20 protein-coding genes are annotated in these 24,339 nt (G+C 69.2%); 11 read left to right on the top strand and 9 right to left on the bottom strand.

Annotated elements, in window-relative coordinates:
• Positions 1-24 precede the first annotated feature (24 nt).
• The 9 genes from OXU32_07650 to OXU32_07610 all read left to right on the top strand — a co-directional run bounded on the left by OXU32_07650 (position 25) and on the right by OXU32_07610 (position 10,811).
• Positions 25-3,315, top strand: coding sequence for a glycosyl hydrolase (locus OXU32_07650; protein MDE0073841.1), 3,291 nt, complete (start codon positions 25-27; stop codon positions 3,313-3,315).
• 137 nt (positions 3,316-3,452) lie between these two features.
• On the top strand, positions 3,453-4,253 hold the full coding sequence (locus OXU32_07645; protein MDE0073840.1) for an enoyl-CoA hydratase/isomerase family protein: 801 nt from the start codon (positions 3,453-3,455) through the stop codon (positions 4,251-4,253).
• Between the two features lie 4 nt (positions 4,254-4,257).
• Positions 4,258-5,715: an aldehyde dehydrogenase family protein gene (locus OXU32_07640; GenBank protein MDE0073839.1), complete on the top strand. Its 1,458-nt coding sequence runs from the start codon at positions 4,258-4,260 to the stop codon at positions 5,713-5,715.
• 47 nt (positions 5,716-5,762) lie between these two features.
• Entirely contained in the window at positions 5,763-6,959 is a 1,197-nt protein-coding gene (locus OXU32_07635) for a thiolase family protein (GenBank protein ID MDE0073838.1), read from the top strand.
• Between the two features lie 70 nt (positions 6,960-7,029).
• Positions 7,030-7,857 (top strand): 3-hydroxyacyl-CoA dehydrogenase family protein, encoded by an 828-nt coding sequence (locus tag OXU32_07630; GenBank protein MDE0073837.1) that lies wholly within the window; start codon positions 7,030-7,032, stop codon positions 7,855-7,857.
• Complete coding sequence (locus OXU32_07625) at positions 7,854-8,711, top strand: enoyl-CoA hydratase-related protein (GenBank protein ID MDE0073836.1); 858 nt, start codon at positions 7,854-7,856, stop codon at positions 8,709-8,711. Before OXU32_07630 ends, OXU32_07625 begins: the two co-directional genes overlap by 4 nt.
• Positions 8,708-8,983: a hypothetical protein gene (locus OXU32_07620; protein ID MDE0073835.1), complete on the top strand. Its 276-nt coding sequence runs from the start codon at positions 8,708-8,710 to the stop codon at positions 8,981-8,983. The genes OXU32_07625 and OXU32_07620 overlap by 4 nt, the downstream gene beginning before the upstream one ends.
• Positions 8,984-10,480, top strand: a complete 1,497-nt coding sequence (locus tag OXU32_07615; protein MDE0073834.1) for a sodium:solute symporter family protein — start codon at positions 8,984-8,986, stop codon at positions 10,478-10,480.
• Complete coding sequence (locus OXU32_07610) at positions 10,473-10,811, top strand: chorismate mutase (GenBank protein MDE0073833.1); 339 nt, start codon at positions 10,473-10,475, stop codon at positions 10,809-10,811. The genes OXU32_07615 and OXU32_07610 overlap by 8 nt, the downstream gene beginning before the upstream one ends.
• Here OXU32_07610 and rpmA read toward each other — a convergent pair.
• From rpmA to OXU32_07575, 7 genes are all read right to left on the bottom strand, one after another.
• Positions 10,808-11,059 (bottom strand): 50S ribosomal protein L27, encoded by a 252-nt coding sequence (gene rpmA / locus OXU32_07605; protein MDE0073832.1) that lies wholly within the window; start codon positions 11,057-11,059, stop codon positions 10,808-10,810. The two genes, OXU32_07610 and rpmA, sit on opposite strands and share 4 nt — an antisense overlap.
• 26 nt (positions 11,060-11,085) lie before the next feature.
• Positions 11,086-11,400: a 50S ribosomal protein L21 gene (gene rplU / locus OXU32_07600; protein MDE0073831.1), complete on the bottom strand. Its 315-nt coding sequence runs from the start codon at positions 11,398-11,400 to the stop codon at positions 11,086-11,088.
• 113 nt (positions 11,401-11,513) lie between these two features.
• Complete coding sequence (locus OXU32_07595; protein ID MDE0073830.1) at positions 11,514-13,028, bottom strand: Rne/Rng family ribonuclease; 1,515 nt, start codon at positions 13,026-13,028, stop codon at positions 11,514-11,516.
• Positions 13,029-13,079: 51 nt separating this feature from the next.
• Entirely contained in the window at positions 13,080-14,321 is a 1,242-nt protein-coding gene (locus OXU32_07590) for an acyl-CoA dehydrogenase family protein (GenBank protein MDE0073829.1), read from the bottom strand.
• 181 nt (positions 14,322-14,502) lie between these two features.
• Positions 14,503-15,654, bottom strand: a complete 1,152-nt coding sequence (locus tag OXU32_07585; protein MDE0073828.1) for a hypothetical protein — start codon at positions 15,652-15,654, stop codon at positions 14,503-14,505.
• Between the two features lie 78 nt (positions 15,655-15,732).
• Positions 15,733-16,890: a hypothetical protein gene (locus OXU32_07580; GenBank protein ID MDE0073827.1), complete on the bottom strand. Its 1,158-nt coding sequence runs from the start codon at positions 16,888-16,890 to the stop codon at positions 15,733-15,735.
• Positions 16,891-17,123: 233 nt separating this feature from the next.
• The gene (locus OXU32_07575; protein MDE0073826.1) at positions 17,124-18,638 is read right to left on the bottom strand and encodes an ATP-dependent DNA helicase; all 1,515 of its coding nucleotides are present in this window, start codon (positions 18,636-18,638) and stop codon (positions 17,124-17,126) included.
• A gap of 239 nt (positions 18,639-18,877) precedes the next feature.
• On the opposite strand from OXU32_07575, the gene OXU32_07570 reads away from it, so the two are divergent.
• Entirely contained in the window at positions 18,878-20,134 is a 1,257-nt protein-coding gene (locus OXU32_07570) for a PQQ-dependent sugar dehydrogenase (protein ID MDE0073825.1), read from the top strand.
• A gap of 8 nt (positions 20,135-20,142) precedes the next feature.
• Here OXU32_07570 and OXU32_07565 read toward each other — a convergent pair whose 3' ends face one another.
• Positions 20,143-21,270, bottom strand: a complete 1,128-nt coding sequence (locus OXU32_07565; protein ID MDE0073824.1) for an amidohydrolase family protein — start codon at positions 21,268-21,270, stop codon at positions 20,143-20,145.
• A 278-nt stretch (positions 21,271-21,548) separates the two neighbouring features.
• Between OXU32_07565 and OXU32_07560 the strand changes: the two genes are divergently transcribed.
• Positions 21,549-22,634: a DUF1028 domain-containing protein gene (locus OXU32_07560; protein ID MDE0073823.1), complete on the top strand. Its 1,086-nt coding sequence runs from the start codon at positions 21,549-21,551 to the stop codon at positions 22,632-22,634.
• A gap of 7 nt (positions 22,635-22,641) precedes the next feature.
• Here OXU32_07560 and OXU32_07555 read toward each other — a convergent pair whose 3' ends face one another.
• Positions 22,642-24,204: a D-aminoacylase gene (locus OXU32_07555; protein ID MDE0073822.1), complete on the bottom strand. Its 1,563-nt coding sequence runs from the start codon at positions 24,202-24,204 to the stop codon at positions 22,642-22,644.
• Positions 24,205-24,339 lie beyond the last annotated feature (135 nt).

The following is a 24,339-nucleotide window of genomic DNA, read 5'->3' as shown; positions in this document are numbered from 1 at the left end:
TTCCTTACGCTCACGATATCAGCCATGCCCGCCATTGCCCGATCCGTCCGACGCCCGCTCACCGCCTTCGCGCTACTGACCTGCGCACTCCCCCTGCCGGGACGCGCCCAGGTCTCCGTCGCGGACGCGCTTTCCGATCTGACTCTACGGGAGATCGGCCCGGCGGTTGCCGGGGGCCGCATCGCCGACATCGAAGTGAACCCCGCCGACCCGTCCGTGTGGTATGTGGCGGTCGGTTCGGGCGGCGTGTGGAAGACCACCAACGCGGGCGTTACCTGGACGCCCGTGTTCGACGACCAGCCGTCCTACTCCATCGGCGACCTGGCGCTCGACCCCGCCAATCCGGAGGTGGTGTGGGCGGGCACCGGAGAGAACGTGAGCGGGCGCCACGTGGCGTGGGGCTCGGGCGTCTACCGCAGCCGTGACGGGGGCGGCAGCTGGGAGCAGATGGGACTCGCGGACAGCGAGCACATCGGCAAGATCCTCATTCACCCCGACGACGGGAACACCGTGCTGGTCGCCGCGGAGGGACCGCTCTGGTCGGCCGGCGGCGAGCGCGGCGTCTACCGGACCACCGATGGCGGCAACAGTTGGCAGCAGGTCCTCGCCCTCGACGAACACACCGGCGTCACCGACATCGAGTTCGCACCCGGCAACCCGGACGTGGTGTACGCCGCGGCCTTCCAGCGCCGGCGCCACGTGTGGGGCTACATGGCGGGCGGCCCGTCGTCGGGCATCCACAAGTCAACCGACGGGGGCGAGAGCTGGCGCGAGGTGACGCGCGGCCTTCCCTCCGGCGACATGGGCAAGATCGGGCTCGCGGTCACGCCGGCCGACCCCGACATCGTCTATGCGACCATCGAAGCAAACGACGAAGAGCGCGGCTTCTACCGCTCCACCGACCAGGGCGAGAGCTGGGAGAAGCGCAACTCCTACATCTCCGGGGGTACCGGACCGCACTACTACCAGGAAATCGAAGCCTCGCCGACGGATGCGGACCTGGTGATCCAGATGGACGTGTTCTACCAGATCACGCGCGACGGCGGAGCCACCTTCGCGACCCTGGGAGACGGCCGCCAGAAGCACTCAGACAACCACGCCCTGTGGTTCGACCCCGAGGACACCCGGCACATGCTGGCGGGGACGGACGCCGGGCTCTACGAGACCTTCGACGAAGGGGAGACCTGGCGCCACTTCCCCAACATGCCCATCTCGCAGTTCTACAAGGTCGCCGTCTCCAACCGCGAGCCCTTTTCCGAGATCCTGGGCGGGGCGCAGGACCTGGGAACGCTGTGGGGGCCCTCGCGCACCACCACCGTTGAAGGCGTGCGCAACTCCGACTGGTATTTCCCGATGGGAGCCGACGGCTACGGGGTGCAGTTCGATCCCTCGGACCCGGACATCCTCTACCTGATGACGCAGGTGGGGAACCTGTACCGCGTCGATCGCCGGAGCGAAGAGGCCATCCAGATCCAGCCCCAGCCCGAAGTCGGGGATCCGCCCGAGCGCTGGAACTGGGATTCCCCGATTCTGGTGAGCCCGCACTCCACGAACCGGCTGTACTTCGCGTCGCAACAGGTCTGGAGAAGCGAGGACCGGGGCGACTCGTGGACGGCGATCAGCGGCGACCTGACCACCAACACCAATCGCTACGAGCTGCCCTTCATGGGCCGGGTGTGGGAACTCGACGCGCTCCATGACAACGGCGCGATGTCGATGTACGCCACCATCACTTCCATCAGCGAGAGCCCGGTCCAGGAGGATGCCCTGTACGTCGGCACCGACGACGGGCTGATCCACTTCAGTCCGGACGGGGGCGGCAACTGGAGCCGGACCGCGGAGCTTCCGGGGGTCCCCGAGCGCTCCTTCATCAACGATGTCGAGGCCAGCCAGCACGATGCCGCGACGGTGTTCGCGGTCGCGGACGCGCACAAGATCGGCGACTTCGCGCCCTACATCTTCAGAAGCGACGACAACGGCGAGAGCTGGTCGTCCATCTCCGGAGATCTGGAGGACGGAACCATCGCGTGGGCGATCCAGCAGGACCACGAGAACGAGGACCTGCTCTTCCTCGGGGCGGAGTGGGGGCTCTACTTCTCCCCCAACGGGGGCGAGAACTGGCACCGCCTTCCGGGCGCGCCCACCATCTCTTTCCGGGACCTCAAGCTGCAGCGGCGGGACGGCGATGTCGTGGGCGCCACGTTCGGGCGGGGCTTCTACGTGCTGGACGACTATTCCGCGCTGCGCGAGATCGCGGGTGGGGCGCTGGCCGCGGAGGGTGGCGCAGGCGTGTGGCCGGTGCGGGACGCCTGGTGGTACATCCCCAGCGTTCCCAACCAGGCCCCCGGGCGCCCGACGCTCGGGACCGACGCCTACTCGGCGCCCAACCCGCCCTTCGGGGCCACGCTCACCTACTTCCTCTCGGAGGTGCCTTCGACGGCCGAGGACCGGCGCGAGGAGGAGGAGCGTGCGATGCGCGAACTGGCCACCGACGTGCCCTTCCCCGGATACGAGACGCTGCGCGCTGAAGCCGCCGAGAGCGGACCGCGGGCGCTGGTGCGCGTGTCGGACGCGAGCGGCGACCCGGTGCGCTGGGTCGAGGGCCCCGCGCGTGCGGGACTGCATCGCATCACCTGGGACCTGCGCAGACCTGCACCCAACCCCATCAACCTGACCACCCCGGCGTTCGTCCCGCCGTGGGCGTCCGCTCCGGCCGGGCCGCTGGCGCCTCCCGGCGACTACTCGGCGCAACTGGTGCTCGTCACGGCGGAAGGCGTGGAGGAGGTGGGCGGGGCGCAGAGCTTCCGGGTGAAGCCGGTGCCGAACGCGCCTCCGGGCACCGACTTCGTGGCGGTGGCGGCCTTTCAGCACCGCGTGAGCGAACTGCAGCGGCGCATCGGGGTGGCCAGCTCCGAACTCGGGCGCCAGTCGGAGCGCATCGGCTACATGCGCGCCGCCCTGCTGCGCACGCCCGCCGCGGGAGCGGATCTGTTCGGCCGCATCGACGAAGTCGAGCAGGAATTCGCCGGCATCCGCCTGCGGCTCCAGGGGGACCAGCTGCGCGGCTCCCTCAACGAGCCCAGCGTGCCGTCGGTCGCCAACCGGGTGGGCAACGTCCAAGGCGGGCACTGGCAGACCCGCCAGAACCCGACCGCCACCCAGCGGCGCAACATCGAGATCGCCGAGGGAGACCTGGGCGCGGTCGAGCAGGACCTCGCGGGCATCATCGAGGGGGCGCTGGCCGAACTGGAGGAGGCGCTGGCCGCCGCGGGCGCTCCCTGGACGCCCGGCCGCCCCATCGGTCCGTCGAACTGAAGGGTTTTGGTCTGCCGGCAGGCTCCGAGCCCGGATCGGATCCGCCCCCTCTTGCGGGTCCCCGGGCCGGAGCCGTGGCACTATAATTGTGCGCCGATTCGAGAAGCCAACGCAGCCATCACCACGGAGAAAACCGCATGACCGACCAGACCCTGGTCCACTACGACGTCCAGGACGGCGTCTGCATCCTGACCCTCGACGATCCCCCGGCGAACACCTACACCTACCAGATGATGCAGCAGCTGGACGCCTGCATCCTTCGCGCGCGCATGGACGAGGACGCGCACGTCATCGTGCTCACCGGCAAGGGCGACAAGTTCTTCAGCGCCGGCGCGAGCATCGGGATGCTGAACGAGGTCACGCCGACCTTCAAATACTTCTTCTGCCTGCACGCGAATGAGACCCTGAACCGACTCGAGCACACCCCGAAGCTCACCATCGGCGCGCTCAACGGGCACACCGTGGGCGGCGGGCTCGAGATCGCGATGGCCTGCGACCTGCGGGTGGCCCGCGCGGGCGGTTCCCGCATCGGGCTTCCCGAGATCAACCTGGGCGTGTTGCCCGGCACCGGCGGCACCCAGCGGCTCGCGAGGCTGGTCGGCAAATCACGCTCCATCGAGATGATGACCACGGGCCAGCTCTTCGGCTTCGCCGAGGCCCTCGACCACGGCATCATCAATCGCGTAATCGAGGCCGAGTCGGGTGACGACTTCATGGACAAGGTCCTGGAGTTCGCAGGCCAGTTCACCCCGCCGGCCAAGGCCTCCAAGGCCGTGGGCCTCATCAAGAGATCCGTCCAGACGGGCGCCGAAATCCCCTTCGAGACCGGCCTGGCCGTCGAGCGCGAGCTCCAGCAGCAGCTCTTCCAGAGCGACGACGCCACGGAGGGAATCGCCGCCTACGTCGAGAAGCGCCGCGCCGCCTTCCAGGGCAAATAGCGGGATGAGCGGCGTGCCCACACGCGGTCTCTGGATCGACAACGAGATGGTGGCGTCTGCTTCCGGGGCCACCTTCGCGACCACCAATCCCGCGACCGGCGAGGTGCTCGCCGAGGTCGCAGAGGCAACCGGGGAGGATGTGGCGAGGGCGGTGGAGTCGGCGCACGCCGCGCTCGCGTCGAAGGCCTGGCGCCGCACCGACACCCACAAGCGCTCGCGCCTGCTCTGGCGGCTGGCGGACCTGATCGAGCGCGACGCCCAGCTCATCGCGGAAACGGAGACCCGCGACAACGGCAAGCCCATCTTCGAATCGCGCTACGTCGACGTGCCCAGCGTGGTCGAGAACTTCCGCTACTTCGCGGGGCTGGCCGACAAGATCCAGGGCGAGACCATCCCTGTGAAGGGACCGTTTCTGAACTACACCCTGCGCGAGCCCGTGGGAGTGGTAGGGTGCATCGTGCCGTGGAATTTCCCGCTATCGCTCGCCGCCTGGAAGGTTGCGCCGGCGCTGGCGTGCGGCAACGCGGTCGTGCTGAAGCCGGCCATGGAAACGCCCCTCACCGCCCTGCTGCTGGGCGAGCTGGCGGCGGAGGCGGGCTTTCCGCCCGGCATCCTGAACGTCGTCCCGGGGCGCGGCACGCGAGCCGGAGCGGCCATGGTGCGCCATCCCGGAGTGGACGCCATCGCATTTACGGGCTCGACCGAGGTCGGCAAGACGATCATGCGGGAGGCGGCGGAGACGCTGAAGAAGGTCTCCCTGGAGCTGGGCGGCAAGTCGCCCAACATCGTCTTCGCGGACGCCGACCTGGGGAGCGCGGTGCGTGGCGCCAACACCGGCATCTTCTACGGAAAGGGCGAGGTGTGCGCGGCGGGGTCGCGCATCCTGGTGCAGGAGTCGGTCTACGAGGAGTTCCTGGACGGGCTTGCGGCGCGCGCGGACAAGATGGCTGTGGGCGACCCGATGGGCCCGAAGACGCGCATGGGCGCGATCGTGAGCCGCAGGCAGCGGGACGTGGTGCTCGGCTACATCGAGGCCGGCAAGGCGGACGGCGCCCGCTTGGTGACGGGGGGCGAGGCCGCCACGGTCGACGAAAAGGGCAACTTCGTGCAGGCGACCATCTTCGCGGACGTCACCCCCGACATGCGCATCGCGCAGGAAGAGATCTTCGGGCCGGTGGCGGCGGTCATCCCGTTCTCGGATACCGCCGACGCCATCGAGAAGGCCAACCAGACCATCTACGGGCTGGCGGCCGGGATCTGGACCCGCGACGTGGGCCGGGCGCACCGCATTGCCCGCGAGATCAAGGCCGGCACCGTGTGGATCAACACGTACAACCAGTACGACTCGGGATCCCCCTTCGGCGGATACAAGCAGAGCGGCTTTGGTCGCGACCTCGGATACCAGGCCGCGCTGGACAAGTACACCCAGGTGAAGAGCGTCTGGGTGGCGCTGGACGGATGAGGGCCCAGGTCGAATGAGGGCGGCCGGCCGATGAGGGTGCTGGACCAATGAGGCGGGCGGTCATCGTCGACGCCGTGCGCACCCCCATCGGCCGACACGGCGGCGCGCTCGCCGCGGTGCGCCCGGACGACCTGGCGGCCGGGGTGATCCGCGCCCTCGTCGACCGAAACGGCCTTGACCCGGCCGGCATCGACGACGTGATCTTCGGGTGCACCAACCAGGCCGGCGAGGACAACCGCAACGTCGCCCGCATGGGGCTGCTGCGCGCGGGGCTGCCGGTCACGGTGCCCGGCCAGACGGTCAACCGGCTGTGCGGCTCGGGGCTGCAAGCGGTCGACAGCGCCTTCCATGCCGTCGCGGCCGGCGAGGGCGACGTGTTCATCGCCGGCGGCGTGGAGAGCATGAGCCGGGCCCCCTGGGTCATGCTGAAGCCGACCGCCGGGTACGCGCGCGGAACGCCAACCGTCGCCGATACCGTGCTGGGGTGGCGCTTTCCGAACCCCGCCTTCACCTCCGAATGGACCATCGGGCTCGGGCAGACCGCCGAGGTGGTGGCGACGGAATTCGGGGTAACGCGAGAGGAGCAGGACGCCTTCGCGGCCGAGAGCCAGGCGCACGCCCAGCGTGCCATCGCCGGCGGCCGCTTCCGGGACGAGCTGGTCCCGGTGGAGGTGCCGAGGCGGAAAGGCGGGCCCGTTGTGGTCGACACCGACGAACATCCGCGCGCCGGCGTGACCCCCGAGTCGCTGGCCCGGCTCGGGCCCGTCTTCGCGAAGGACGGGACCGTCACCGCGGGCAACTCGTCGGGCATCAACGACGGCGCCGCCGCGCTTCTGGTGATGGAGGAGGAGCGGGCACGCAGCCTGGGACTCGCCCCGATGGTCCGCATCCGCGCGAGCGCGGTGGCCGGAGTGGAGCCCCAGCGCATGGGGATCGGGCCCGTGCCCGCCACCCAACGGGCGTTCCGGCGCGCCGGCATCGGTCCCGGGGACGTCGAGCTGGCCGAAGTCAACGAGGCCTTTGCCGCGCAAGCCATCCCCTGCCTGAGCCTGCTGGGTCTCGACCCGGAGCGGGTCAACGTGAACGGGGGCGCGATCGCGCTCGGGCACCCGGTGGGCTGCTCGGGGGCGCGCATCCTGTGCACGCTGGCGCACGAGATGGTGAAGCGCGGGAGCGGGGTCGGGCTCGCCACGATGTGCATCGGGGTCGGCCAGGGGATCGCCACCGTGGTCAGCGCGGACTAGCCGGCCCGTGGACAGCCGGCACGCCACGGCCAACCGGATCGAGCGCGTCACCGTCCTGGGCGCCGGGGTCATGGGCCACGGCATCGCCCAGGTGGCGGCCATGGCCGGGCACCGGGTCACCTTTCACGACCCCGACGCGGGGGCGGCCGACCGCGGCCTCGCGCGGATGCGCGCGAATCTGGACAAGGGCGTGTCCCTCGGAAAGGTGAGCGAAGAAGGCCGAACAGCCGCCCTCGACCGAATCGCGCTCGCGCCCTCGTTGGCGACCGCCTGCGCGGAGGCCGACCTGGTGGTGGAGGCCGCGCCCGAGCGCATGGAGCTGAAACGGAGCCTCTTCCGCGATGTGGAAGCCGCCGCTCGCCCATCGGCGCTGCTCGCGACCAACACCTCTTCCCTCAGCATCGACGCGATCGCCGAGGTGCTGGCCGAGCCGGGCCACTTCCTGGGGCTGCACTTCTTCAACCCGGTGCACCTGATGGCGCTGGTGGAGGTCGTGCGCGGCAGCCGCACCGACGAGGCCGCCCTGGACGCCGGCGTGGCATTCGCGCGCGGGCTGGGCAAGGAGCCCATCGTCGTCCGCGACGCCCCCGGCTTCGCCTCCTCCCGGCTCGGGGTGGCCCTGGGGCTGGAAGCCATGCGCATGGTTGAGGAGGGCGTGGCCGATCCCGCCGCCATCGACAAGGCCATGGAACTGGGTTACCGCCACCCCATGGGCCCGCTCCGGCTCACCGACCTGGTGGGGCTCGACGTTCGGCTGGCGATCGCCGAGTATCTGCACGAGAAGCTGGGCGGCGAGCGCTACCGACCTCCCGCCATCTTGCGACGCATGGTGGAAGAGGGGAAGCTCGGGAGGAAGTCGGGAGAAGGCTTCTACCGCTGGGACAAGGAGAAACGGTGACGGCCAGGGGGACCGGCAACAGCCGGACGGACGCTGACGGCAAACGCGGGACGCTGACGGCCTCGGCGGGCGGACCGAGCTACGAGACCATCGTGGTCGAGCGCGAGGGCTCCGTCGGGACCGTGCGCATCAACCGGCCCGACAAGCTGAACGCCCTCAACGCGGTGGTGCGGCGCGAGATCGCGCAGGCGATGGACCGGCTCGCCGATGACGACGCGGTGCGGGTCGCCATCCTGTGCGGGACCGGCGAGAAAGCCTTCGCGGCGGGCGCCGACGTCTCCGAGTTCGCGGGGCGCACCGCCGGCGAGCAGCGGGAGGTCTACCGGCGCCGGCGCGTGTACGACGCCGTTGCCGCCTTCCCGAAGCCCCTCATCGCCGCCATCCACGGCTTCTGCCTGGGGGGCGGGGTCGAGTTGGCGCTCGCCTGCGACGTGCGCGTGGCCGACCCGAGCGCCCGCTTCGGCCAGTTCGAGATCCGGCTGGGGCTGATTCCGGGGGCCGGCGGCACCCAGCGACTGGCGCGGCTGGTGGGGCCGGGACAAGCGGCCCGCATCGCCCTGAGCGGCGACGTGGTCGACGCCGCCGAGGCCCACCGCATCGGCCTGGTGGAGATCCTCGCCGACGAGGGCGAGCACCTCGAGCGGGCCCGGGAGCTGGCGGGACGCATGGCGCGCTGGAGCCCGTTCGCGCTCGGGCTGGTCAAGGAGTCGCTCCGGGCCGCCGCCGAGACCCCGCTGGCCGAGGGACTGGCGCTGGAAAAGGAGCTCTTCCTCGCCGCCTTCGCGAGCCACGACGGCCGCGAGGGCGTGCGTGCCTTCGTCGAGAAGCGCCGCCCGGAGTTCCGCGGACGATGAACCGGGTGAAGCTGGTGCGCGCCGCGACCACGATCTACTTCGTGCTCTTCCTGGTCTTCGTCACATGGCCGGGCTTCGTCCCCTTCAACCGTCCTCTGCCGCTGCTGCTGGGCCTCCCATTCAACATGGCCGCGATCGGGCTCTGGGTGGGGTTCGGGGCGGTGGTGCTCTTCGTGCTGGACCGCTCGGAGGAACGGAACCGCGCTGGCGGGCCGGCGGGAGACGCCCGAGGCCGGCCGGGACAGGACTCGCGGGCCGGAGGTGCCGGGTAGATGGAGCGCTGGCAGCTGATCGCGGGCCTGATCCTGGTCTACCTGGCGGTGACGCTCGGCATCGGGCTGATGGCGGGCCGGCGCGCCTCCCGGAGCGTGACCGGCTATGTGGCCGGAGACCGCCGCTTCGGCCTGCTCGTCATGTACTTCGTCACCGGGGCGACCGTGTTCTCCGCCTTCGCATTCCTGGGCGGGCCGGGCTGGGCCTACTCCCGCGGCGCCGCGGCCTTCTACATCCTCTCCTACGGCGCCCTCGGAATCGCGCCCTGGTACTTCATAGGGCCGCACGCGGCCGCACTCGGGCGGCGCTTCGGCTACGTCACCCAGGCGCAGTTGCTGGTCGGACGCTTCCCTTCGCGCTTCCTGTCCGCGCTAATGGCGGCGCTTTCGGTGGCGGCCTTCGTACCCTACGTCACCCTGCAGATGCAGGGGGCGGGGATCGTCATCGAGGCGGTCACCGACGGCCATGTGCCGCTGGCCGTGGGCGCGGCGATCGCCTACGGCATCGTGGCCCTCTACGTCCTGACCAGCGGGGTGGCCGCGGTGGGATGGACCAACACCTTCCAGGGCATCTTCATGGTCGCGATCGCCTGGTCGCTCGGCATCTACCTGCCCTTCCGGCTGTACGGGGGGGTGGGAGAGATGTTCGAACGCATCCTGGCCGAGCGTCCGGAGATGCTCTCCGTTCCGGGCTTGACCGCCGCGGGCGATCCCTGGAGCTGGGGCGGCTACTCGAGCGCCATCCTCGTGAGCGCGATCGGGCTCATGATGTGGCCCCACCTCTTCATGAAGGCCTTCACCGCGCGCGACGACCGCACGCTCCGCCGCACAGTGGTCCTCTTCCCCACCTTCCAGCTCTTCCTGATCCCGGTCTTCCTGATCGGCTTCGCCGGCGTGCTGCTGCCGGAGTCCCCCCCCAACGCCGACTTCATCCTCCCCTTCCTCATCCTGCGCTCCGAGCTGCCGGTGCTGGTCGTGGGCCTCTTCTGCGCGGGCGCCCTCTCGGCGTCCATGTCGACCGGGGACGCGCTCCTGCACGCCGCGGCATCCGTGACGGTGGAGGACGGCATCGGCCCCTTCCGCCGGCTAAGCGATGCCGGCCAGCGCCGTCTGATGCAGGTGCTGGTCCTGGTGGTGGGGGTGGTCGCGTACTGGTTCGCGCTGGACGAAGATTCCTCGCTGGTCGTGCTGCTGCTGACCGCCTACGGCATCATATGCCAGTTCGCGCCTCCCATTTGCGCGGCGCTCTTCTGGCGACGCGCCACCACCCCGGGCATCGTGGCCGGTCTGGTCGCGGGCTCGGCGACCGCGGTCTTCTTCTTCACCACGGGGTATCTGGGGATGGAACTGCGTCCCCTGGACCTGCACGAGGGAATACTGGGGCTCATGGTCCACATCCCGGTGCTGGTGGGGGTGAGCCTCGCCACCCGGCCGCAGGACCGGGATCACACCGAGGCCTTCCTCAACCCGCGAGGCTCATCGGGAACCCATGACTGACCCCAAGGGAGCGGCGGGCGCGCCTCAGGAGCGGCTGGCTCGCATGCGGGAAGTGATGAGCGAGGTGACCGACCGGCTCATCGAGCTGATGGGGGAACGCCGCAAACTCGCCATCGAGATCGGGCGGGTGAAGAAGGAACTGGGCCTTCCGGTCCTCGACCCGGCGCGCGAAGCGCGGATGGTGCGTCAGGCCGCCGTGCGGGCGCGCGAACTGGGCGTGGACCCGGAGATGGCGCGCGACATCATCTGGCGCATCATCGCGTCGGCGCGCGAGGCTCAGGGAGGACGCCGACCCGGATGGCCGGACCCACCCTCCAATCGGGCGCGCTAGTTCGGGCTTACCGAAACGAACTGGCGGTTCCGGCGCCGCTCGAACTTCACCACGCCGTCGACCAGGGCGAACAGGGTGTCGTCGCCCCCCCTGCCGACGTTGGTGCCGGGATGGAAGCGGGTGCCGCGCTGGCGCACGAGGATGCTGCCCGCGGTTACGGGCTGTCCGCCGTAGCGCTTGACGCCCAGGAACTTCGGCTTCGAGTCGCGTCCGTTTCGGCTTGAGCCGACGCCTTTCTTGTGTGCCATCTCGGGTTCCTTCCCGGCTCGGACTGCTACGTGACGATCTCGTCGATGCGCACTTCGGTGAACTTCTGGCGATGACCCTGCTTCTTGCGGTATCCCTTCCGGCGCTTGCGCTTGAAGATGATGAGCTTCCGGTCCTTGCCGTGCGCCAGCACCTCGGCCCGCACCGCAGCGCCTTCGACCGTGGGCGTACCGACCTCCGGTTCGCCATCCCCTCCACCCGTCATCAGCACGCGATCGAAGGTGACCGTCGAGCCCTCCTCGGCAGCAAGCGCCGGGACCCGCAGCCGGAGACCCGGCTCGGCCCTGAACTGCTTTCCGCCGCTCTCGAACACCGCGTACATGCCTGCCTCTTCACGTAGATGGAGATCCCGGACACGGGGACTGCGGCACAAGGCTCCGCAGCCCGAAAAAGCTACAGAGTCGCCCGGTCAGGTCAAGGGCACCCGGCACGCACCTAGACCGTCGCGTACTTCCCGGTCACATCCACCTGGGCCCGGCCCGAGAGCAGGCGGAACTCGTCTTCGCCCAGCAGAGGATCGTCGCGCAGGCTGATCTCCAGGCCGGTGGCGCTCGACACCCGGTTGCGAAAGTCCGGCTCCGAGTCGAGCACGTGCAGCGCCACCTCGGGGTGGATGCGCACCGTGAGACTGCGCTCGCTCTTCGCCGCGGCAGCGCGCTTGAGGCTGCGCTCCACCCGGCGCATCACGGTGTCGGGCGCGAAGACGCGGCCCAGCCCTCCGCAATGGGTGCACGGGTCCGTGATCGAGGTGAAGATCGACGGCCGCACGCGCTGGCGGGTCATCTCGATCAGCCCGAGCTCGGAGACGGCGAACGCGCGGGTGCGGGCACGGTCGCGCCCCAGGTGGGTGCGGAGTTCGTGCAACACCTTGTCGCGGTCCTTCTGCGTGTCCATGTCGATGAAGTCCACGACCACGATTCCACCGACGTCGCGCAGCCGGAGCTGGCGGGCGATCTCGCGCGCCGCCTCCAGGTTGGTCTTCAGGATGAGCGAGGCGGGATCGTTCTTCTTCCTGCCGGCGAAGCGCCCGGTGTTCACATCGATCGATACCAGCGCCTCGGTCGGCTCGATCACCAGATGGCCGCCGGATTTGAGCCCCACCTTGCGCCGGAACGAGCGGTGGATCTCCTCCTCGATGCCGTGAACGTCGAAGAGCGGCTCCTCTCCCCGGTACAGCTTCAGCCGGTCCAGCAAATCGGGAGCCACGCCCTGCACGTAACCCTCGATCTCGCGAAAGATGACGGGCGAATCCACCGTCAGCGAGTCGAACTTGTCGCTGAACAGATCCCGGATGACGCCGCTGATCAGACGCGCTTCGCGGCGCACGACCCCAGGCTCGGCAGCGGCCTTCGCCGTCCGCTGGATCTCCAGCCAGCTCCCCCGGAGGGTCTCAAACTCGCGCGCGAACCGCTTCTCGGTCGCCTCCTCCCCCACCGTGCGCACGATCACCCCGCCGGAATCGGCCGGCACCACCCTGCGGGCAAGGGCACGCAGCCGCGACCGCTGCTTGCGGTCCTCGATCTTGCGGCTCACGCCGACGCGCGACGAGAACGGCATGTAGACGAGGAAGCGGCCGGCCAGCGAGACCTGGGCGGTCAGGCGCGGCCCCTTGGTGCCGATTGGCTCCTTGGTGACCTGCACGGTGACCCGGTCGCCCTTGTTGAGCAGTTTCTGGATCGGCGTGTTCTGGCCGTCGCGGCCGTTCTCCGACGGTTCACCGTCCTGGTGAACCACATCCGAGACGTGCAGAAAGCCCGCCTTCTCGACGCCGATGTCGACGAAGGCCGCCTGAATGCCGGGAAGCACCGCCTCTACCCGTCCCAGAAACACGTCACCCACCAACCGTCCCTGGTCCGGGCGGTCCAGCATCAATTCTACGAGTCTCTTGTCTTCCAGTAGCGCCACCCGCGTCTCGCGCGAGGACGCGCTGATGATGATCTGTCTCCTCAAATCCCTGGTTTCTCCGCGAGTCGCGGGGCCCGGGACCGCCCGAGGGCCTCCCTACCCCGCCTTCAGCTCTGCAGCCATTCCGCCTCCGCCGACCTCGCGCACCAGGTGGCGAGCGATCAGCAAGCGCTGAATCTCGCTCGTGCCCTCTCCGATCTCGCACACTTTCGCGTCGCGAAACATCCGTTCCACCGGGTAGTCGTTCGTGTACCCGGCACCTCCCAGAAGCTCGACCGCCTCCGTGGTGGCGCGCATCGACAGCTCCGAGGCGAACAGCTTCGCCATGGAGGCTTCCTTGGAGAAGGGGCGTCCCTGATCCTTGAGCCAGGCCGCGTGATACGTCAGATGCCTGGCGGCCTGGATCCCCGTGGCCATGTCGGACAAGCGGAATTGGACCGCCTGATAGTCGTAAATCCTGTGCCCGTAACGTTTCCGTTGCAACGTATACTCCAGCGCGGCGTCAAAAGCTCCCTCGGCGATGCCGAGAGCCAGGGCGGCGATTCCAATGCGCCCCGCATCGAGGGTGCGCATGAAGTTGACGAAGCCCTCGCCTTCGGCCCCGAGCCGGTTCCCGGCCGGTACGAAGACGTTGTCCAGCACCAGCTCGCGGGTATCCGAAGCCCGCCACCCCATCTTGTCTTCCTTGCCGCCGGCCCGTACGCCCCGGGTGAAATCGAGTTCCGCCGAATGCCCCACCCCCAGGCGGCGCGCCGTCTCCAGGTCGCACGTCGGCTTGGTGACGATGAAGCTGGTGATGCCGCGGGTGCCCCGCGCCGGATTGGTAAGCGCGGTGATGGTGAAGATCTCCCCGACGCCGGCGTGCGTGATGAAGATCTTGGAGCCGTTGATGCGGTAGCCGTCTCCCTCGCGGACCGCGCGCGTGCGTGTGCCCGCCGAGTCCGATCCCGCCGCCGGCTCGGTGAGCCCGAAGCCTCCCAGCACGCGGCCGCTGGCGAGCAGGGGCAGGTATCTCCGCTTCTGCGCCTCGGTCCCGAACGTCAGGATCGGGCTCGCGCCCAGCGTCGTGTGCGCCGACACCGTGATGGCGTGGCTGGCGTCATGCCGCGCCAACTCCTCGACGACGAGGATGTAGCTCAGGTAGTCGCGTCCCATCCCCCCGTATTCTTCGGGAATGGGCACGCCCAGGAGCCCCATCTCGCCCATCGCGCGCACGTTCTCCCAGGGGAAGGTCTGGGTGCGGTCGATCTCGGCCGCGACGGGCGCGATGTGTTCCAGCGCGAAGGCTCGAACCCCTTTGCGCAGACGGGCGTGATCAGGACCGAGGTAGGGTTCCATCACTTCGATCCTATATCATGTGTTACATCATGTACAACATGATAAGTCATTTTATATCTTTATGTTATTGGATGTTTGCCAAAAGCGCAATGAAGGCCTCCCTCCGGGTGGAGGAGGCCGCATGGGCATGCGGAATGGTACACCGCGGGCGTCGATAGGGTGCGGGCAAAGGGCGGCCTGCTCAGGGGTTGAAGCCGATCTCCCAGATGCCGGCACGCAGATGGCCCGGCCCGAAGAACTCTCCCGACCATAGTTCATCTTCTCCGAGGAAGTCGACCAGGACAACTCCCTCCATCCTGGTGCGGGCGATCACCGTCGCCGTGGCCAGGTCGATGACGTCGATCTGACCGTAGTGTCTGTCGATCGCCTCGTATTCGGGCTTCATCTCGAGTCGGACGCGTCCACCCGGTCCCGGGCGTTCCTCCATCATGTCCAGCCAGTCATCCCGTCGCCGCCAGGTCAGGACCCACAAGCGGTCTTCGGAATCGACTCGCAGCGCCCGTATCGTGCTGGCGGGAGGATTATCCGCAGATTCAGGAGCATCCGGATCCCAGGGCGGATCGTTGAACCCGGGAACCAGGAAGCCCGTGACCCGGCGGCCGTCCTCATCCCAGACCTCTATGCTGTAGGCGCCGTTCAGCGGCGCGGAGAAGATTCGATGAGCGGAATCGGTGGTGAAGGCTCTCCAGGAGGCGGTTTGCGCCCTCGGATTCTCGGGATCGACAAACCCGCCAAACGACCGTTTGATCTCCCCGTCCTCGACAATGTGGAGCGGCGAACCGATGGCGTCGGGGGTCGGATGCCACATGTTGACCACCCACCGCCCCCCGTCTCCCAATGGACCAACGTCCGCTACATGGTCAGGAAGCGAATGGTCTTCGATCAGGGTGAAGTCCGGGCCTACGACGCTGTGGCGATAGTTCCCGCTGTCGAAGATGTGTATGCGACCCTCGCGGTCCGTGTGCACCGGCATTGCGTTTTCCCACTCGAGCGGACCCTCCCCGGCTCGTCCGACTTCACCCACGAAGTTGCCGGCCGCATCGAAGACCTTCACCGCTTCGTACTGACCGAACCAGTAGTTGCCGGCGCTGTCTCGCACGAGATGGAAGGCACCCCGCAAGTATCCCTCGCCGATCGTGTCTCCCATGACCAGCATGCGTTCGAGCGTGATGCAGTCGTCGCAGAGGGATTCAGCCTCGCGGATGAGCCGGACTTCGGTGCTGTCCGTGACCTCGGTCCAGTGCGCGCGGGGCGCCTCGTTGGGTGGGGCGCAGCCGACGATGCCGGCGGCCAGGAGGATCGCAATGGCGGCGAGGGACCGGGAAGTGCTCATGCGGTGGGAATCCTCGGTAGTGGATGCGGAGAGGGAGGACGTGGCGTGGGCCGGGTGACTGCGGCACGGGCGCCCCGCTCAGGGGCTGAAGCCGATTTCCCAGATGCCGACGCGGAGGTGACCGGCGCCCGCATACTCCCCCGCCCAAAGAGCGTTGTCGCCCAGGAAGTCGACGACGATCACTCCCTCCATTCTGGTGCGGGCGATGACCGTAGCCGTGGTCAGGTCGATGACGGCGATCTGACCGTCGAACCGATCCATGGTAGCGAGGCCCGGTTTCATTTCGAGGGTGAGTCGCCCGTCCGGGCCGCGGCGTTCTTCCATCATGTCGAGCCAGTCGTCCCGGAGCTTCCAGCTCAGGACCCACAGCCGGTCATCGGAGTGGAGACGAAGGGCTCGCAACGTGCTTGAGGGAGGATTGTCCGCGGACTGCGGAGCATCCGAATCGAATGGTGGGTCGTTGAACTCGGGATCTAGGAAGCCCGTGATTCGCCGGCCAGCCTCGCTCCAAACCTCGATTTCGTAGCCGCGACTCCACGGTGCCGAGAAGATTCGATCGGCGGAATCCGTGGCGATGATCCTCCAGGGCTGGGTCGACGCACTGCGATCATTCGCGAGATCGCTCACCCCTCCAAGGGACCGTACTATCTCCTCACCGTCCAGGATGACAAGAGGCTCGCCACGAGCTGCCCCTTCCGGATACCATGTGTTGACCACCCAGCGCGCCCCATCGTCGAGGGCACGGACGTCCCTGCCGCCGGGGAATCTGTTTTCCTCGAGAAGATTGAAATCCGGACCGATCACGCTGTGGCGAAGGTTGCCCCCGGTATCGAAGATGTGGACGCGGCCACTGGCGTCCGTGTGGACGGGCAGGGCGTTGCTCCACTCCAGTGGCCCCTGGCCCGCGCGCCCGACTTCGCCCACGAAGGTGCCGGCCGCGTCGAAGAGCTTCACCGCGTCGTATTGCCCGAACCAGTAGTTGCCGGCGCTGTCGCGCACCATGTGGAACGCTTCGCGCAGATAGCCCTCGCCGATCGTGTCGCCGACGATCAGTACCTGGTGGACCGTGATGCAGTCCTCGCAGAGCGACTCCGAGTCGCGGATGAGCCGGACCTCGGTGCTGTCGGTGACGTCGGTCCAGTGAGCGCGGGGCGGCTCCTCCGGTGGGGCGCAGGCGATGAAGAAGCCGTGCGCGAGGAGGATCGCGGCGGCGGTGAGGGACCGGGAGGTGCTCATGCGATGGGGACTCCCAGTAGCGGAGGAGGTGACGGAGGGCGTGACCACACCTTACGCCTGTGCGGGGGCGCGGGCGGTGGGCCCGGACGCGTCAAGGTACGAGACGGCGGCCGGAGTTCGCCACCGGAGTTGGCTCCATCGTCCCACGGATCGGCCCGACCGCTCCTCGTATTACCGTCGTATTACAAGCCTTGGACCGGATCCTTGGCGATGCCGCGAGCGTGTGCCGGCCATCACTGCCGCTGGCAGTTGTCGCAGGTGCCGCAGTTGGCCTTGTCGAGGGCGTCCCCGAAGTAGCCGAGAATGCGGGCGCGGCGGCAACCGCGCGTCCGCGCATAGCGCTCCACGGCGGCCAGTTTGGCCACCTCGGCGCTGCGCCGCTCGCGCAGCCTTCCCAGCGGGAGTCGGCGGACGTGGGGGCGCAGGTCGACGTGGAGGATGTCGCCGGGCTGCTCGGGAGGATCCTCGCGCAGGTTCACCACCCGGCAGGCGGCCAGCGCGCGGGCCAGGGCGCCCACGTTGGATGGGGTCAGCGGGGTGCCGCCGCGGGCGCGAAGCTCGTCGACCGGAAGCTTCAGCCGCGTTTGCCCTGCGGCCCGGCGGCGGAGATCGCGCCAGAAGCGGCGCACCGCGCGCGGGGGCGGGTAGCTGTGGTCGATGAAGGTCATCTGGCCCGCGCGGTCGCCCCTGGACCAGAGCGCCAGGCAGTGCGCGGTGTCTCCGTCGCGGCCGGCCCGGCCGGCTTCCTGGTAGTACGCCTCCATGGTGCGCGGGAGCTCGTGGTGGATGACCAGGCGCACGTCGCTCTTGTCGACCCCCATGCCGAAGGCGTTGGTGGCGGCCACCAGGGGGGCGTCGCCGGCCATGAAGGCGTCCTGCACGCGGGCCCGCTCGGCCGCCGGCAGCCCGGCGTGGTAGGCTTCGGTGGTGTGGCCGAGGGCGGCCAGGTCGTCGCGGACGCGCTCGACCCCCTTGCGGCTGCTCGCGTAGATGAGCGTGACGCCGGGGCGGTTGCGCACCAGGACCCTCAGCCTCTGCCGTTTCTCCTTCCACGACCGGGCCCGCTCGACCCCCCACACCAGGTTGGGCCGGTCGAAGCCTCCCACCACGGTGACCGGGTCGGCGAGCCGCAACCGGGTCACGATCTCCCGCCGGGTGCGCGGGGTGGCGGTGGCGGTGAGCGCGATCATTGGAGCCTCGAACATCCCGCGCAAACGGTCGAGGCGCAGGTAGGCGGGACGGAAGTCGTGGCCCCACTCGGAAATGCAGTGGGCTTCGTCGACCGCGAGCAGGCTCACCTTCAGGCGCGGCAGCATGGTGCGGAACGAACGGCTCTCGAAGCGTTCCGGGGCGACGAATACCACGCGTAACGCGCCATCGACGAGCTGCGCCTCCACCTGGTCGCGCTCCTGCGAGGAAAGAGTGGAGTTGAGAAACGCGGCGGGGATGTCGGCTTCGCGGCAGCGCATCGCCTGGTCGGCCATGAGGGAGACCAGGGGGCTGACCACGATGGTAGCGTGGGGGAGCACGGCGGCGGGCACCTGATAGCACACGCTCTTCCCTCCCCCGGTCGGGAGGATGCCGAGGGCGTCGTGGCCCTGGAGCACCGCGCGCACCAGCACGTCCTGCCCGGGCCTGAACCCCGGGTAGCCGAAGTGGCGCTTGAGGGCGTCGAGGGCGATGCGGTCCGCTTCCTCGCCGTCCGGGACCGGAAACCGTGTCGCCGGGAGTGCTGCCGGGCTCGCCATGGACCCGAAAGATCGGGCTGGAACCCGGGCGCCTCCATGGCGGGAGGGGACGATTCGGCAGGTCGCCGTGAGCCGCTGGTCACGATCGTGGAGCGCCGGGGTCCGCGCGAACCGCCGCTCGGAAAGGCGGCAAGCGGTGCCTGGCCCGAGGGCAGTGTCTATACTGAATGCCCTTGCGCGCGCCCGGATTCGCTGTCCGGGCGGGCCAGAGGAGGACGGCTATCGACCGAGGAGAGGCCATGCACCATCGAACCATCCGGACTCGAATGCTGTTGAGCGCAGGGGTGGCCGCCGCCGTGTGCGTTGTCGCTTGCGGACAGGATTCCGGAGAGAGCGCCATGGGCGGCGGCGAAGCGCAGGACGCCGCAGGCGCCGCCGCGGCCGCCGACGGGGTCCACTCCTCCGCCCGTCACGACTTCCGCGTGGTCACCGTCGCCGATGGCCTCGACCACCCCTGGTCCATGGCGTGGCTGCCCGGCGGCGAGATGCTCATCGTGGAGCGTCCGGGTCGCCTGCGCGTGGTGCGCGACGGCGTGCTCCAGCCGGAGCCGGTGGCGGGTTGGCCGGAGGTCTACCGGGATGAGGGCCAGGGTGGCTTCATGGACATCCTGCCCCACACCGATTTCGCCGAGAACCGGTGGCTCTACCTGAGCTACGGCAAGCCCAACGAGGACGGGTCGGAGGGTACCACGACGGTGGTCAGGGGGCGCTGGGACGATGGCCGGGTCACCGACGTCGAGGAGATCTTCGAGTCCAACGCCTGGCACGACAACAACAACCACTTCTCCGGGCGGATGGCCTTCGGACTGGACGGCTACCTGTACCTGACGGTGGGCGACCGCATGTTCGAGCCCGACATGATGGCCGAACACCCGGCGCTGGACGTGACCAACCACATGGGCACCATCGTGCGCCTGCACGACGATGGCCGCGTGCCCGATGACAACCCCTTCGTGGGGAACGGCGACGCGCTACCCGAAATCTGGAGCTACGGGCATCGCAACCTGCAGGGCCTCGCGGTGGACCCGGGCACCGGGAACGTCTGGTCGAACGAGCACGGGCCCCGGGGCGGCGACGAGCTCAACCTGATCGTGAGCGGCGGAGACTACGGCTGGCCCGTGGTCTCCCACGGCATCAACTACGACGGCACGGCGTACACGCTTGACGCCTCCGGGGAGGGTGTGGAGTCCCCGCGCTTCGTGTGGACGCCATCCATCGGCATCTCCGGCATGATGATCTACCGCGGGGACGCGTTCCCCTGGTGGAAGGGCAGCGCCTTCGTCGGCGGCATGGTCGGCGAGCAGCTTGGCCGGGTCATCCTCGAAGGAACCGATGCGCTTGGCGTCGAGATCCTGCTCCCGGGCGAACTGGGGCGCATCCGCGATGTGCGTGAGGGTCCCGACGGGCTCATCTATCTCGCCCTTGAGCACCAGGAGGACCTCACGGCGGTGGTGCGCCTTGAGCCCGTGGCCAGCGACGTGATGCCTCCGGAGTAACTGACTCCCTACCGGGGGAAGCCTGCCTCGGGCATGTTCGGGATGATCCGCAGCGCGTTCGCGTAGTACACCTTGCGCAGCACCTCGTCCGGAAGGCCCATGCCGTAGAGCTTCCAGAAGGCGTGGTAGTTCCGGTAGTAGTCGAAGTACTCGTCCTCGGTCTCGAAGACGCGCCAGTAGTAGGGATACTCGTCAGGCTGGAAGGAATCCTTGCCGAAGAGGATGCGGTCCTGGTACCGGACGAAGAACTCGCGCGCGAAGCGGGGCTGCCGTCCCAGGTCGTAGAGCACGGCGCCGACCTCGCCGTGGACGTTGGGGAAGCGGTCGAAGAGCTCGCCCAGGCGGCCGAGATCCTGCGTGTGCCATCCCATGTGCGCCAGCACCCAGGTCGTATTGGGATGCTTCGCCAGCATCCGGTCGCGCTCCGCCATCAGCTCCTCGAAGGAGGGGAACCGCTCGCTGTCGAAGAAGCGGCGGTTGGGGAAGATGGCCAGCTCGAGCCAGCGTTCGTTCTCGTAGTCGAGGGGCTGGAAGAACTCCGCGGGGTCGGCGGTGTGGATGAAGACCGGAATCCCGAGGCGGGCAGCGGTCTCCCAGACGATGTCGAGTTCGGGATCGTCAAGCTGGAGGCGGGTGCCGTCGGCCTTGCGGGTGGTTAGCCCGAACTGCTTGCCGATCTCGCCGATGCCCACCGCGCCCGCGCGCACGTCCTCTTCCAGTTGGGCCGCGATGCGGGCGCCCGACCCGGGACCCACGTTGCGCAGATCGAGCGTGGTGAAGAACACGAAGCGGTCGGCGTGCCCGGCGGCGCGCACGGCCTCGATCTGACGGGTGAGGCGGCTGCCGGAGCTGCCGCGCGCCTGCACGATGACCTGGAGGTTCAGCTCGTCCATCGCCGCCACCACCCGCTCGATGGTGGCACGGTCGGCGAGTGACGGGGGATGCCCGTGCAGGTCCACCACCGGGTACTTCGCCCGCGGCACCGGGTTCTCCCGGACGACGAGGGTGGAGCGCGGCTGATACTCGACGATGCTCGGAGGCGGGAGGGTCGGCTGCGCGAAGTTGGGCCGACGGCTCTGCGCGTCCAGGGCGGCGGGCAGGAGAAGCAGCGCGGCGATCGGTGCGGTTCGGCGCATGGTGGGCGCTCCGGCGTGGCAGTGATCGGGCATTGGGTCGAGATGCGGATTGCGGCCGCGGCGCGGAGGCCGTCGGCCGTGGCGCGTATGGAAACTTGGCGAGAGGCGGCGGTGTCGGCCATGGCCCCGAATCCGGGAAGCCGCGATTGTCCGGGCGGTGGCGACTCCCGGGGATGGCGTGCCATGTTGGCGGGGATCCGACTCTCGCGCGGCCCGCGTGGGCGCAGTTCCGTCCCGGCAGGTCGCGGCAGCCCCTGGCGCCCAGGATGGAGGTAGCCATGTCCCGATCGCCCTCGTTGTCCCGAAGCGCCATCGCCGCGCTCGTCGTCCCCCTCCTGCTCACCGTCGCCGCGCCCGCGACGGCCCAGGAGCCGGCGGGCTGGGGCGCGGACCTTGTGTTCAACACCTTCTCGATCGTCGGCATCGACCCGGTGACCGGCGAGTCCGGGGTGGCGGTCACCACGCGCGTGGCGTGCGTGGGCAACGCCGTCCCGTGGGTGCGGCCAGGGGTGGGGGCGGTGGCTACCCAGGGCGGGACCCGGCTCGAGTACGGCCACGATCTGCTCGACCTTCTGGAGCAGGGCGTGGCCCCCCAGGAGGCCATGGACCGCGTGGTGGCGGCGGACGAGGGGCGGGAACGCAGGCAGGTGGGCGTGATCGACATGCAGGGGCGGTCGGCCCAGTGGACCGGCTCCGGCCAGTACGGCGCCGAAGACAGGGGTGACTGGGTCTGGGAGCGCAAGGGCCTCAACTACGCCGCGCAGGGCAACGCGCTGGTGAGCACCGCCGTGGTGGACTCGGTCGCGGTCGCGTTCGAGAGAACGGAGGGGTCGGGGCGCCACCTGGCGGACCGGCTGATCGAGGCCCTCTACGCCGGGCAGGTGCTGGGCGGGGACGGCCGCCACGGCCGCACCCAGTCGGCCGCGGTGCTGGTCGCGGACCCGCGTCCCGGCATGTCGCGCCGCCAGGACGGGGTGACCACCGACATCAACGTGTGCGAGCACCCCGAACCGATAAGGGAGGTGCGGCGCATCTACGACACCATCTCGGAGACGCTCGGCTTCCGCAGCCTCCAGCAGTTCGCCGGCCGCGACGTGCTGCAGCTAAAGGTCATGCTGCACGCGCTGGGATACTACCGGCCGGGCTCGCCGCCGCCTTCCATGGAAACGACGGACGCGCTCCTCTACGATCGCGAGACGGTCGAGGCCGTGGACGCCTTCCGCGCGGCTCAGGCCTGGCAGACCTCCGTGCCCGGCTGGGTGGACGCGAACACCATCGCGAGGCTGTGGAGCCGGCTGGAGGAGGCCGGAGTCGCCGATGAGGTGCGCCAGCGGTTGCGGGACGTGGTGCGGGTGCGGCGCTAGGAAGAGATCAGGGCTGTTCGCGGCGCAGCACCACGCCCGGTTGCGCTCCCGTGACAGCCCCGTCCTCGTAGACGACCGTTCCTCCGACCCATACGCGCTCGATCCCGATCGACGTCAGGTGGGGCTCCGCGGTCGTCGCGCGGTCGATGACGGTCTCGGGGCTGAAGAGCACGAGGTCGGCGGCAGCGCCCACTTCCAGCGTGCCCCGGCCGGAGAACCCCATGTGCGCCGCCGCCAGCCCCGTCATCTTGTGGATGGCCTCCTCCAGGGTGAGCCGACCTTCCGAGCGCACGTATTGCCCGAGCACCCTCGGGTAGGTGCCGAACCCGCGAGGGTGGGCGCCGCGCAGCCCGCCGTCGGACGCGACGTTGGCATGCGGCCAGGCCATCAGCGCGGCGATGTCGTCGACGGTCATGCTGGTCGCGACGATGCTCTCGCCTCCGTCTCTGCCCTCGGCGCGCGCCGCCTGCGATTCGGCGATGAGATCGAGGTAGGTGGTGACGGGATCGGTGCCTCGCTCCTGCGAAATGTCGGCCAGGGTCCTGCCTTCGAGGGCGGGATCGGGCTCGAAACGCCCGATCAGCATCCCCTCGGGAGCGACCAGCTCTTCCAGAGCGAAACGCGCGGCCTCGCGGTCCGTGAAATCGCGCTCCGGGAACAGGACGGTCATGGTGGACTGCCAGTACTCGTAGGGATAGACGTCCGCCGTTAGGTCGAGACCCTCGGCGCGCGCCGCATCGAGCCGTGCCAGGATCTCTGCCGCCTGTCCCCAGAGGCTCCGAGCGGCCAGCTTGAAGTGCGAGATCTGCACGGGCAGGCGGGCGCGCCCCGCGATTTCGATGGTCTCCTCGATGGCTTCGCGCAGGCCCCGGTCCTCGCTTCGCATGTGCGAGATGTAGCGGCCGCCGTGGGCCGCCGCCGTCCCGGCGAGCGCGACGACTTCGTCCGTGGTCGAGTAGATCCCGGGGTCGTACTCGAGTCCGGTCGAGAGGCCGAGCGCACCGCTGCCGAGTTCTGTCTCAAGGAGCGCCTGCATGGCCGCGACCTCGTGCTCGGTCGCTTCGCGGCGGAAGTCGCTACCCATGACCTGACGGCGGAGCGTTCCGTGTCCAGCGTACGAGGCCACGTTCACCGCCGCGGGGGCCGCTTCCAGCGCGGCGAAGAAGTCGGCGATCGGGAACGGCGATCCTCCGTCCTGCCCGACCACGATGGTCGTGATGCCCTGGCTTACGGCGGCCAGCGCGGTCAACTCGATCAGGAGGCCGCCGTCGTGGTGGCTGTGGGTGTCGACGAAACCCGGGGCGAGCACCAGTCCGGCGGCATCGTAGACGTGGTCGCCGTCGGAAGGAGACGGAGTTTCGCCGGCCCCGTGGGGCGTCACCTCGGCGATCGTGCCTCCAACGACGCGCACCGATCCGGTGAATCCGCCGCGGCCGGTGCCGTCGACGATGGTGGCGTCCTGGATCACGAACGTGCCCTCGTCGGCGGAGACCGGTGCTCCGCCATCGCCCCCGCAGGCGGCCAGCAGAGGCACCAGGACGCAGAGCGCGCGCATCGGGGTTGGAGACACGTGTCGGGTTCCTCCTGTTCCCGGGTCGGCACCCGGACTACGGGTCAGGCCACCTGTTCCTTTCTCAGGTGCGCCTTCCGGGCACCTGCCCGGTCGCGGCGTAAACATACATGCCCGGAACCAACCTGCCAGCGG

This window comes from Gammaproteobacteria bacterium (genome assembly GCA_028819075.1).
GTDB lineage: Bacteria > Gemmatimonadota > Gemmatimonadetes > Longimicrobiales > Gaopeijiaceae > BD2-11.
Note: the sequence above shows the minus strand (reverse complement) of the source record. Positions and strands in the feature narration are given on the sequence as shown.